The sequence below is a fragment of the Mesorhizobium sp. P2_E7 genome (genome assembly GCF_056403855.1).
In genome coordinates this window covers 43736-56117 of record NZ_JBFUER010000009.1, presented here as the reverse complement: position 1 = coordinate 56117, position 12382 = coordinate 43736, and the positions used below count along the sequence as shown (strand labels likewise).

Sequence of the window (12382 nt, the reverse complement as noted above, 5' to 3'; positions counted from 1 at the left end):
ACAATCCTTCACAAACGGCACCCTATAGTGGTGATTGCGATTGTCGGGGTACGAGAGGCGCGGCTTGGAATTCGACCTGAAAACCATCGAGGCGCTGGCCCCCGATCAGGCGTCGCTGAGCGCCGCCTCGAAGCTGACCAAGCGCTCGAACTGGCCGCGGCTGGAGAAGAACGAGCAGCAAGCACTGATCTGGGGGGAATGCCAGGGCTCCGGCTCCAATCCCTATCGCACCGTGGTCGACACCGGCGACCATGGCTACAAATGCACCTGCCCGTCGCGAAAGTTTCCGTGCAAGCACACGCTGGCGCTGATGTGGATCGCCGCCACCGCGCCGACCAACTTCACCGCTGCCGAATCGACGCCGGAATGGGTGAATGACTGGCTTGGCCGGCGCAGGAAGACGACAAGCCAGCCAGCCACCGCAACGCCGGGCGCCGCTGCCGGTGCTTCCGGCAAGAGCATCGGTGAGGCAGCACAGCCGGAGGAAGGCACCGTCGAGGACGCCGCCGCGACTGAGCGCCGTGAGGCAGCGCAGCGCAAGCGGGCGGAAGACACGCGAACGGCGGTGGCGGGCGCGCTGGACGAACTCGACCAGTGGATCGCCGACCAGCTGCGGCTCGGCCTCTCAGCCTTTGCCGATGCCAGCAGCGAGCGCTGCCGGCGGATTGCCGCGCGGCTGGTCGACATGAAGGCGACGGCACTCGCCGGGCGCATCGACGAGATCCCGGCCCGGTTGATGGCGCTGCGTAGCGAGGAACGGCCGGATGCGGCGATCCGCGAACTCGGCAAGCTGGTGCTATTGGCCAAGGCCTGGCGCGCGGCACCCGACGATCCCGAACTGAAGCGGCTGGTGTCGGCGTCCGAGACCCGCGACCAGGTACTCGCCAATCCCGATGCAAAGCAGGTCGACAGCCATTGGGAAGTCATCGGCGAGAAGATCGAAACCCGCCGCGACGGCCTCGTCAGCCATTCGACCTGGCTGCTCGATCTGAAAAGCCCGACGCCTCAGTTTGCCCTGCTGCTCGATTTCTTCCCGGCCTCGGCCGGTCGCCGCTCGGCCGCGTTCACGCCCGGCGACCGGTTCGATGCAAGGCTGGTGTTCTACCCGTCGCGCCAGCCGCTGCGCGCGCTGGTGGCAGAACGCAAGGGCGATGTCACGTCCGGCGCCTGGCCCGATTTCGGCCTCGGCACCATCAAGGATCCGCTCGCGGCGCATACATCGCATCAGGACGCAGCACCCTGGTCCACCGACTGCCCGCTGATGCTGCCGGCCGGTGCGATCCTGCTCGACGAGCGTGGCGCCGCCTGGTGGCAAGCAGCGCACGACCCGCAAGGTATCGCTTTGCCGGTCGCCGGAACCGTCGATCAGACAGTGCTTGGCCTCGATCTCGCGGCCACGGCAGCACTTTGGAACGGTGCGCGGCTCGATCTCTTGGCCGCGCAAAGCGGCTTCGGGAGGCTCGATCTGTCATGAACGAGCTCGAACTGACCGGCCTGGCGACGATGCGCGACTGCTGGATCACCGGCGGAACCACATTCGATCTGGCCCCAGCCGCGTGGAAGGACATCGCCGGCGGCGCAACTCCGGACGAACGCGAGCGGCTGTTGCTGGCGATCGCCGCGCAGGCGCTCGATGTCGGCTTGCGGCCTGCGGCGCCGAAGACGCTGAAGCGCCGCCAGCCGCTGCCAAGGCTTGGCCTGCCGCTGCTGCCGGAGCGGTTACGGCCGCTGTTGCGGGCGGCCCTGAAGAATGCCGCCGATGCGCGGCGTAAGGCGCGCGTGGCGACGCTTGTCGCCAGCCGCGGCTACGTGTTGCATCCAATGGACTGGATGCCGGCGGCATCGGATCAAAACAGTCCTGACGTCTACGCCCCCTGGATCGACTGGCAGGCCAGCGTCGAGGGGCTGAAGATTGCCCCGCAGGAGCAGTTGACGGCGCAGAATTGGGACGACTTCTATCCCGCTGCACGGCGCATTGCGCTGGCCGAGATGCGTCGCCGCGACCCGGCCACGGCCCGCAGCCTGATCGAAGCCAAGGCACCGGGCGAACCGGCGGAAATCAGGCTGGCACTGATCGAACTGATGCATTTCGGTCTGACGCCTCAGGACGCGCCGTTCCTGAAGAGCCTCGCCACCGACCGCTCCGGCAAGGTGCAGGAACTGGCGGGCCGGCTGCTGGCAAGGCTGGGCGAGCACGGCCGCGCCGGCGATGGCGGAGCCGACGATTCTGTTACCGAACTCGCCGCCTTCATCGCAGAGGGCAAATCCGGCTTCATCCGCCGCCGCACCACCTACACGCCGGCAAAACTCAAATCGGCTGCGCAGGAAAGTCGTCGCGTCGACCTGTTTGCAAGCTGCTACCTGGTCGATCTTGCCGCGCGTTTCGGCAAAACAGAATCCGATTTTATCGAGGCATGGCAATTCGGTGTCGACGACAAAGCGGATCTGTCTCTCGTTCGGATGGTCGCGGTGTCCGGCAGCGATGCCACGGTGGCGCTGTTGGCGGACACGCTTGTCGCCGAAGGTGGCAAGCCGGCGCTTTTCGTCTTCCACCTCATGTTGCGCCTGGACAGCGGCAGGAAGCGTACCCTGATCAGGCAAATCCTGAAGGACGCGCAGAATCTTGAAGCGCTCAACCTGGTGGAAGGCGCCGAGGCAAGCTGGCTTGAATGGGGCGATCTGACAAATGGCAAGGCGCTGTCGGCACTGCGCTCCAAGGTTGCGGGAAACGACGAGCCCGCGAAGCGAAGCGCGGACCACGCCCTGGAAACGATGGGCTTTCTTGGCACAGCGGCGACGGCCGAAAAACTGATCGGCGACGTTGTCGCGGCCGGCATGCCGCCGGCGGCCGCCTCGCTCGCTTTCCTTCGCCTCAACGCGGCCCTGACCGGGCCTGGACCCAACACATGAGCAATCGGAGAACAGCACCATGAACGCAGCCATCCGCCTCCCGGTCGAGCAGGCCTATGCGTCCGAACTGCAGGCGCTGGCGCGCAATGACGACCGCCAGAAGCCGGCGGGGTGGAGCCTGTCGCCGAAGGCCGTGCTGACCTATCTGCTCGGCGGCAAAGCGACTGACGGCACCGTGATATCGCCAAAGTATGTCGGCCGCCGCCGGCTGATGGAAACAGCAGTGGCCACACTTGCCACCGATCGCGCGCTGCTGTTGCTCGGCGTTCCCGGCACCGCGAAATCCTGGGTGTCGGAACATCTCGCCGCCGCCATCATGGGCAATTCCACGCTGATCGTGCAGTGCACGGCCGGCACCGATGAGAACCAGATCCGCTATGGCTGGAACTATGCCCAGCTTCTGGCAAAGGGCCCGAGCCAGGACGCGCTGGTGCCGACGCCGCTCTACCGCGCGATGGAAAGCGGCAAGCTGTGCCGGCTGGAAGAGCTGACGCGCATGGGCTCGGACGTGCAGGACACGCTGATCACCGTGCTGTCGGAAAAGATGATGCCGATCCCGGAACTCAACACCTCGATCTACGCCCAGCGCGGCTTCAACATCATCGCCACCGCCAACAACCGCGACAAGGGCGTCAACGAACTATCCTCGGCGCTGAAGCGCCGCTTCAACGTGGTGGTGCTGCCGCTGCCAGAAGACATGGCCGAAGAGGTGGCGATCGTTTCCAAACGGGTCGACGAGATGGCTGGCGGGCTCGACCTGCCGGTGCCGAAAAATGTCGGCGAGGAGATCGCCCGCGTGCTGACCATTTTCCGCGAGCTGCGCTCCGGCGCCACCGCCGACGGCAAGGTGACGCTGAAGACGCCTTCGGGCTCGCTGTCGACCGCCGAGGCGATCGCCACCATGGTCGGCGGCCTCAGCCAGGCGGCGTGGTTCGACAGCGGCAAGCTCGGCGCCGAAGGCCTCGCCGCCAGCCTTGTCGGCGCCATCATCAAGGACCCAGTGCAGGACAAGGTGGTGCTGGAGGAATATCTCGAAACGGTGCTCAAGAAGCGGCCCGACTATGCCGGCTATTACGCGGCGCTGAACGCAGCGATCTGAGGTCATGAGCGACGTCACCTATTTCGGCATCCGCCATCACGGGCCGGGCTCCGCCGCCAGCCTGGTGCAGGCGCTGCGCGACCTGCAGCCGGTCGCGGTGCTGATCGAAGGGCCGAGCGACGCGTCCGCACTGCTGCCGCTGCTGGCGCGTTCGGAAATGCAGCCGCCGGTGGCGCTGCTTTGCTATCCCGAGGACGAGCCGGCCGCGACCAGCTTCTGGCCATTCGCCGAGTTCTCGCCCGAATACCAGGCGGCGGTGTGGGCGGTGGAGAACAAGGCGGCGCTCAGGTTCATCGACTTGCCGTCGTCGGCGCGGTTCGCGACGGCGACGGAGAGCGCCGACAAGACCGATGAGGCCGACACGGCTGAGCCCAAGGACGAAGCCGGCGCGGATGGCGAGACGGCATCGCATCGCGATCCGATCGGCACGCTGGCTGAGGCCGCAGGCTATGAGGATGGCGAAAGCTGGTGGGCCGACATTATCGAGCAAAACCCGCAGCCCGGTCCGATCTTCGCGGCCATCGCCGATGCGATGACGACGCTGCGCGACGGCGAAGGCACAATCGCGCCGTTCGAGGCCAAACGTGAAGCGCATATGCGGCTGGAAATCGCTGCCGCGCGCAAGGAGTTCGACGGACCGATCGCCGTCGTGTGCGGCGCATGGCACGTGCCGGCCCTGCAGGCCACCCACACGCAGAAGAACGACCAGGCGGTGATCAAAGGAATTGCCCGGCGCAAGAGCACGATGACATGGGCGCCCTGGACGGGACCGCGGCTGGCGCTGGGCTACGGTTATGGCGCCGGCGTGGTTGCGCCCGGCTGGTGCAAGCATCTGTGGCGCACGCGCGAGCGGCGCGAAGCCGCGACGCTGTGGCTGGCGATGATCGCGGCGGTGCTGCGGGCGAAGGGGCATCTGGTGTCGACGGCATCGCTGATCGAGGCCGAGCGGCTTGCCCGCACGCTGGCCGCCATTCGCGAGCGGCCAAAACCCGGTTTCGAGGAATTGCGTGATGCCGCGATCGCGGCGCTGTTCAACGGCGAGGCGGTGCTGTGGTCACTGGTCGAAGCCGAGCTGCTGTTGGGTGCCGATGTCGGCGAGATTCCGCCGGATACGCCGCTGGCGCCGCTGATCGAGGATCTGCAGCGCAACCAGAAGGCGGCGCGGCTGAAGCCGGAGGCGCTGGAGCGCGAACTGTCCGTCGACCTGCGCAGCGACAGCGGACTGTTTCGCTCGACCTTGCTGCACCGGCTGAACGTGCTTGGCGTGCAATGGGGCAAGCTGGCCGATGCCGGCCGCAGCCGCGGCACGTTTCGCGAAAAATGGACGCTGGCCTGGGAGCCGGAATATGCCGTGCGCCTGGTCGAGAACCTGATCTATGGCCCGACCATCGAAAAGGCCGCCAATGGCCGCCTGACCCAGATGCTCGGCGCCGCTACCAGCCTCGACACGCTGGCAGCCCTGGTCCAGAGCGCCATCACTGCGGATCTGTCGGAGGCTTCGAGCGCCGGCCTTGCGGCGCTAGAGGCGCGCGCGGCGCACAGCAGCGAATGCCTGGAGATGCTGGCCTCGGTGCCGCCGCTTGCCGACATCATCCGCTATGGCGAGGCGCGCAAGACCGAAACCAACCGGCTGTCCGGTTTGTTGGAACGGCTGATCGTCGAAGGCGCGATCGCGCTGCCCTATGCAGTGCGCGACCTCGACGAGCAGGCCGCGACGACATTGGTCGGCGCGATGCGCAAGGCCGACACGGCGATCCGGCTGGTCGAGCCCGGCGAAGACGTGCTCGACGCCTGGCGCAACGGGCTGACCGGCGTGCTGGATGGGTCGCGCTCCACGGCGCTGCTTGCCGGCTGCGCTGCGCATCTGCTCTACGAGGCCGGCCAGCTGTCGGCCGAGGACGCCGCCGGGCTGCTCGGGCGCAGGCTGTCGCCGGGGACACCGGTGGCACAGGCGGCGGGTTTCTTCGAAGGTTTCTTCAGCACCGCCGGTCAGCGGCTGATCTATGATGAGGGTCTGCGCGGCGCGGTCGATGCGTGGCTGAAATCGCTCGACGAGGATGCCTTCATTGCGCATCTGCCGCTGCTGCGCCGCGTCTTCTCCAATCTGGACTCGATGGAGCGCCGGCGGCTGATCGAGGCCGTGCTCGGCCGCGCCGCCAGGCTGCCGGCCGGGCTGACGCCGGCGCCGGACGGTGGTGAGGGTTGGCGCAGGCACCTGGAGAGGCTTGGGCCCCTGCTTGCGAGCGGAGCGTGATGATGGAAGACGAGACAAACGCGGATGGCGCCACAGCATCAGCCGATGGCGGGCGCGAGCGCCGCTGGCGGTTGGCGATCGGCGCCGATGACGAGTCCTCCTCAGCCCTTTCCAGCGACGACAAAAAACTGTCGTCGGCGCTCGATGCGCTTTACGGCGACGGCGCCAATGGCGATGCCGACCCGCGCAAGCGGCGCGGCGGGCTTGGCCGCTCGGCGCCGCGCGTCGCGCAATGGATGGGCGATATCCGCTCCTTCTTTCCGGCACAGGTCGTTCAGATCGTGCAGAAGGATGCCTTCGAACGGCTGAACCTGAAGCAGATGCTGATGGAGCCGGAATTCCTCAAGGCGATCGAGGCCGACGTCAACCTCGTCGCCGACCTGATTTCGCTGCGCTCGGTGATGCCGGCCAAGACCAAGGACATTGCCCGCACCATCATCGCCGACATCGTCGCCAAGCTGATGCAGCGGCTGGAACAGAAGACCGCCGAGGCGATCCGCGGCGCGCTCGACAAGTCGCGACGCACCAACCGCCCGCGCCAGCGCGACATCGACTGGCCGCGCACCATCTCGGCCAATCTTCGCCACTACCAGCCCGAACACAAAACCATCGTGCCGGAGAAGCTGGTCGGCTTCATGCGCAAGCAGCGCCGGCTGGTCGATCTCGATGAGGTGGTGCTGTGCGTCGACCAGTCAGGCTCGATGGCGAGCTCGGTGATCTACGCCTCGATCTTCGCCGCTGTGATGGCGTCGCTGCCGGTGGTGCGCACCAAGCTCGTCTGTTTCGACACGGCAATCGTCGACCTGACCGAAGAGCTCAGCGATCCGGTCGAGGTGCTGTTCGGCGTGCAGCTCGGCGGCGGCACCGACATCAACCAGGCGGTCGCCTATTGTGCCGACCGCATCGAGCGGCCGACCAAGTCCCATTTCGTGCTGATCACCGACCTCTATGAAGGCGGCAATGGCCAGGACTTGCTGCGGCGACTGGCGGCGCTGGTCCGGTCCGGCGTCAATGTCGTGGTGCTGCTGGCGCTGACCGACCAGGGCCGGCCGGGCTACGATCCGGCGATGTCGGCCTCGGTCGCGGCGCTTGGCATTCCGGTCTTCGCCTGCACGCCCGACCTGTTTCCCGACATGATGGCGGCGGCGTTGCGCCGCGAAGATATCAGCGCCTGGGCGGCGGGCGCCGACATCAAGCTGATCCGCGCCGAGGCGGAGACACCGCAGCAGTAGGCCGGCGAAGGCTCGCGGTCAGGCCTATTCGAACGAATAGGCAAACCCGTCGGCGGAAGCGCTCACCGTCACCTTGGTCATCTTCTCGCCGTCGAGCGAACGGTTCAGCACGCCGCGGCTGAGTTCGGGCAGCAGCGTGTTGGTGAGGATGGCGTCGATCATACGGCCGCCGGACTCGATTTCGGTGCAGCGCGCCTTGACCAGCGCCATGACACCGTCGCCGATCACCAGCTCGGCGTCGTGGCTGGCGCGCAGCCGCCGCGCGATCTTGCCGAACTGATGGCGGGTGATGGCCTCAATCATCGAATCCGAGAGCGGATAGTAGGGGATGGTCACCACGCGACCTAGGAAGGCCGCTGGAAAGACCTTCAGCAACGGGGCCCGCAAGGCGGCGTCGAGGCCCTCGAGCCCTGCCCTCACCGTGCCGTTGCCGGTGCGCTCCATGATCACTTCAGAGCCGACATTGGACGTCAGCAGGATCAGCGTGTTCTTGAAGTCGATGCGCCGGCCCTCGCTGTCGTCCATCATGCCCTTGTCGAAGACCTGGAAGAAGATCTCGTGGACGTCGGGATGCGCCTTCTCGACCTCGTCGAGCAGGATCACCGAATAGGGTTTTCTGCGCACGGCCTCGGTCAGGATGCCGCCCTTGCCGTAGCCGACATAACCGGGCGGTGCGCCCTTCAGCGTCGAAACGGTGTGCGCTTCCTGGAACTCCGACATGTTGATCGAGATCAGGTTCTGCTCGCCGCCATAGAGCGTTTCGGCCAGCGCCAGCGCCGTCTCCGTCTTGCCAACGCCCGAGGGGCCGCAGAGCAGGAACACACCGACCGGCTTTTCCGGCGCGCCGAGCCCGGCGCGGCTGGTCTGCACGCGCTTGGCGATCATCTCCATGGCGTGGTCCTGGCCGACAACGCGTTCTGACAAAGTTGTTGCCAGCTTGAGCGCCTTCTCGGTCTGGCTGGACAGCATTCTCCCCGTCGGGATGCCGGTCCAATCCTGAACCACGGCAGCCACCGCATTGCGGTCGACGGAGGGCAGGATCAGCGGGGTCTCGCCCTGCGCGGTGGCAAGCTCGGCCATGAGTTCACGCAGCCGCGCAAGATCGGCTGCCGGATCTGACGGCGCCGCCTCTGTATCCGCAAGCGCCTCGCCCTTGGCTTTGGCCGCCTTGGCCTTGGGCTTTTCAGCCTTAGGTGTTTCAGCCTTTGGCGCCTCGGCCTTCGGCACCTTGGTCTTTTCCGCGTCCGGCGCCGCCGTTTCGGCATCGGCCTCAGCGGTCGCCACCTCATCGAGCGGCACGCCGCCACCGCGCAGCCGCGCCCGCAATTCGAGGATCTCGGCGACCAGCGCCTTTTCGCGCTCCCAACGCTCCTCGGCGGCGGCGAGCGTGGTCTCGGTCTCGGCAAGCCCGGCGTCGACCCGCGCCTGCCGGTCGGCCACTTCGATGCCGATCGCTGCCTCTCGGCCGATGATGCCGCTTTCGACCTCCAGCGCCTGGCGGCGGCGCAATATGTCCTCGACCTCGGCCGGCGTCGCATGCTGCGAGACCGCGACCCTGGCGCAAGCGGTGTCGAGCAGGCTGACCGCCTTGTCCGGCAATTGCCGGGCCGGGATGTAGCGATGCGACAGGCCGACCGCCGCCTCGATCGCCTCATCCAGGATCTGCACCTCATGGTGCTGTTCGAGCACGCCGGCAACGCCGCGCAGCATCAGCACGGCCACCGCTTCCGACGGCTCGTCGATCTTGACCACCTGGAAACGGCGGGTGAGCGCCGGATCCTTTTCGATGTGCTGCTTGTACTCGGCCCAAGTGGTTGCCGCGATGGTGCGCAATTCGCCGCGCGCCAGCGCCGGTTTGAGCAGATTGGCGGCGTCGCCGGTTCCGGCAGCACCGCCGGCGCCGATCAAGGTGTGCGCCTCGTCGATGAACAGGATGATCGGCTTTTCGGAGGATTGAACCTCGTCGATGACCGCCTTCAGGCGCTTTTCGAACTCGCCCTTGACGCTGGCGCCGGCCTGCATCAGACCGACATCGAGCATGCGCACGCTGACGCCTTGCAGCGGCGGCGGTACGTCGCCCTGGGCGATGCGCAAGGCAAAGCCCTCGACCACCGCTGTCTTGCCGACGCCGGCCTCGCCGGTCAGGATCGGGTTGTTCTGCCGGCGCCGCATCAGGATATCGATGATCTGCCGTATCTCCGGATCGCGGCCGACGACCGGATCGATCTTGCCGTCATGGGCACGCTGAGTCAGATCGGTGGCGTATTTGGCCAGCGCAGAATCCCCGCCCGGAGCCCGCCGTGGCGCCTCGGCTGCGGGAGGAGCCGCAGCCGAGGCGCCGGCCTCAAGCGAGCCCTCCACCACTTCAGCAAAGCGGGCAATGACCGCGTCGGCGTCGATCTTGTCGAACTCGGCGCTGATCTTCGACACCAGGCCCTCCAGCACCGGTGTCTTCAGGCAGGCAAGGATAATATGCGCGCTGCGGACCTCATCGGCCTTGAACTGCAGCCCGGCCAAGCTCCAGGCTTCCTGGATGGCATGAAAGATATGATCGGAAAATTCCTCGATCGAGGTGGCGCCATAGGGCAGCTTGTCGACCGCGCGGCTCATGTCGCCGGCCAGTTTGCCCATATCAACATCGGCATCGGCAAGGATCATCTGAACGTCGCTGCGTTCCGAAAGCACCAGTTGCTCGATGAAGTGGACAAGTTCGACATAAGGGTTGCCGCGAAGCTTTGCCGCTGCGGCCGCTGCGCCGAAGGCCCGCTTGCTGGTCGGGTTCAGCTTGTCGACCAGTTCCTTGCGTTTGACACTCTGCGACGACCGGCGCTGTTCCATCGAACGTGCTCCTGCAATCTGCCCGTCGACAGCCTGCCACATAAGCAGCCGCTTGACAAAGCGCGTCATTCAGCCGGCCGCTTCCCTTTGTGGAAAGTCCCGCGCCACCAAATGCAGACAACCACGAATTTTTCAAATTCTATGCGATGCGCTTCACATACGGGGCCGGGCAAGCGGGCCATAGATTGCGCCCTTCGAGATGCAGTTGCACTGGCTCGCGGTAGCGCCCGTTAACTTTTGAGCGGTTTGCCGAATTGTGGTAGGGTGCAACCGTGTGCTAACGTTGGGTCACGTACGGTTTTAGAGCCGGTCGCTGGGGGTAGCTGTGATCGATCTCGCACTCTGGCTTGCTCCGTTGGACGGTGAAAATCCGTCAGGCGAAGACTTGCGCAACGATCCGGTCTTTCACGAGCTCGAGCGCCTCACCGAGCCGCAGGTCAAGGTTGTCCATGACGGGCGCAACAAGCCTGCCGCGCAATCGACGATTCCCGTCGATTGGCCTGCCGTTCTTGGCAAAGCCGAGGAATTGCGTTCACATGGCCGCGACCTGCGCCTGCTTGTCATCGTCGCCCGGGCGCTCGCCAATGAAGAAGGGCTCGCCGGGCTGGCGCAGGGCCTGACACTGATCGCGCGGACTTTCGAGGCGCATTGGGAGACGATGCACCCGGCGCTGCGGCCCGGCGGTCAGCCGCGCGACGCCGCCTTGCGCCGCCTCAACGCGCTGGCCGACCTGCAGAATAGCCAGGACGGGCTGCTGGCTGACCTCAGGCAGATGGTTTTCTTCGCCCCACGACCCATGGGGCCGATCACTGGACGCGATCTGGAACAGGGCGCGCTCGACGATCGCGTCATGCTTCAGGAAGCGGCGTCGGGATTGAATGCCGCCGAAAAGGCAGCGCTGGTCAGCGCGCATGGGCAGCTCCTGAACCGGGTGGGCAGCGGATGCGCGGCGCAGATGGATCAGGCCGGTGAACAGATGACGGCACTGATCGCCAATGCTCACGGCGCGATCGGAGCGCTCGACGCGGTCGACACGGCGCTGAACGCCCGGCTTGAAGGCAATGGTGCGGCGGTTCCGGAATTAAAGCGGTTCCTGCAGCGTTTGCTGACGACGCTGGAACGCAACACGGCGGTGGAAACGACGGCCGCGGCGACGACGAATGGCGCTGCCAGTCCGGCGCCTGCCACGGCAAGCCCGGCAATACCGGCCAGAAACGGTCATGGAGCCGAGACGATGGCAAGCTACGCAGAGCCAAATGCGGGGCTCCCCGACAGGATTTCCTCGCGCGACGATGTGGTGAAGTGCCTCGACCTTGTGGTGGCCTTCTACGACCGCACCGAGCCGTCGAGTCCGATCCCGCATCTCGCCCGCCGGGTACGCCGGATGGTGCACATGGATTTTGTTGAACTGATGGAAGATCTCGCCCCGTCGGGGCTGAAGGAATTCCGGCTGCTCGCCGGCGTTCCCGACGCCAAGAAGACTGCCCAAAAGGATGAAAGGTAGCAACACATGCCAGCCGAAAGCAAAGCGAAGGTCATCGAGCGAAATCGCGCTCCGCGCGTGCAGATCGCCTACGATGTCGAAACCTACGGCAGCCCGACGACGATCGAACTGCCGTTCGTCATGGGCGTGATGGCCGACCTGTCGGGCGCATCGCAGACCCGGGAGGCGGCAAAGACGGTGCTCGACCGTTCCTTTGTCGAGACCGATGCCAACCGCTTCCCCAAATTCATGGAAGCAATGGGGCCCAGGGTCAAGGCGCGGGTGAAGAACACGCTGCCGCAGGCCGAAGGCCAGGAGCGCGACGAAGAGCTCGCACTCGACCTGACCTTCACCAAGATGGGCGATTTCGCCCCTGACAAGATCGCTGAACAGGTGCCGCAACTGGCCGAGATCCTCAAGATGCGGCGCCAGCTCGAGGAACTGCTCGGCTTCATGGACGGTCGCGTCGATGCCGAAAAGCGCATCGCGCAGCTGCTGAACAATCAGCCGCTGCTTGGCCAGATCGCTGCCCAGGCGCTGTCCGACGACAAGGGTGAGGAATAAAT

The 12382-nt window shown here is 66.0% G+C and carries 8 protein-coding genes; 7 read left to right on the top strand and 1 reads right to left on the bottom strand.

Annotated elements, in window-relative coordinates; all coding sequences use genetic code 11:
• Positions 1-64 precede the first annotated feature (64 nt).
• From AC1DYC_RS28775 to AC1DYC_RS28755, 5 genes are read left to right on the top strand one after another with little or no spacing between them, the layout of a single operon-like run.
• Positions 65-1474, top strand: a complete 1410-nt coding sequence (locus AC1DYC_RS28775) for an SWIM zinc finger family protein (RefSeq protein WP_477411073.1) — start codon at positions 65-67, stop codon at positions 1472-1474.
• A complete protein-coding gene (locus AC1DYC_RS28770) occupies positions 1471-2910 on the top strand; it encodes a DUF5691 domain-containing protein (protein WP_477411072.1) in 1440 nt (479 codons plus the stop codon). Before AC1DYC_RS28775 ends, AC1DYC_RS28770 begins: the two co-directional genes overlap by 4 nt.
• 19 nt (positions 2911-2929) lie before the next feature.
• Complete coding sequence (locus AC1DYC_RS28765; protein ID WP_477411071.1) at positions 2930-4009, top strand: ATP-binding protein; 1080 nt, start codon at positions 2930-2932, stop codon at positions 4007-4009.
• A gap of 4 nt (positions 4010-4013) precedes the next feature.
• Positions 4014-6263: a DUF5682 family protein gene (locus AC1DYC_RS28760; RefSeq protein ID WP_477411070.1), complete on the top strand. Its 2250-nt coding sequence runs from the start codon at positions 4014-4016 to the stop codon at positions 6261-6263.
• Positions 6264-6265: 2 nt separating this feature from the next.
• Positions 6266-7495 (top strand): VWA domain-containing protein, encoded by a 1230-nt coding sequence (locus AC1DYC_RS28755; protein WP_477411069.1) that lies wholly within the window; start codon positions 6266-6268, stop codon positions 7493-7495.
• Positions 7496-7519: 24 nt separating this feature from the next.
• On the opposite strand, the gene tssH is transcribed toward AC1DYC_RS28755, so the two are convergent.
• On the bottom strand, positions 7520-10333 hold the full coding sequence (gene tssH, locus AC1DYC_RS28750) for a type VI secretion system ATPase TssH (protein ID WP_477411178.1): 2814 nt from the start codon (positions 10331-10333) through the stop codon (positions 7520-7522).
• Positions 10334-10658: 325 nt separating this feature from the next.
• Between tssH and tssA the strand changes: the two genes are divergently transcribed.
• Positions 10659-11837 (top strand): type VI secretion system protein TssA, encoded by a 1179-nt coding sequence (gene tssA / locus AC1DYC_RS28745; protein WP_477411068.1) that lies wholly within the window; start codon positions 10659-10661, stop codon positions 11835-11837.
• A 6-nt stretch (positions 11838-11843) separates the two neighbouring features.
• Positions 11844-12380 (top strand): type VI secretion system contractile sheath small subunit, encoded by a 537-nt coding sequence (gene tssB / locus AC1DYC_RS28740; RefSeq protein WP_352589029.1) that lies wholly within the window; start codon positions 11844-11846, stop codon positions 12378-12380.
• Positions 12381-12382: the final 2 nt, after the last annotated feature.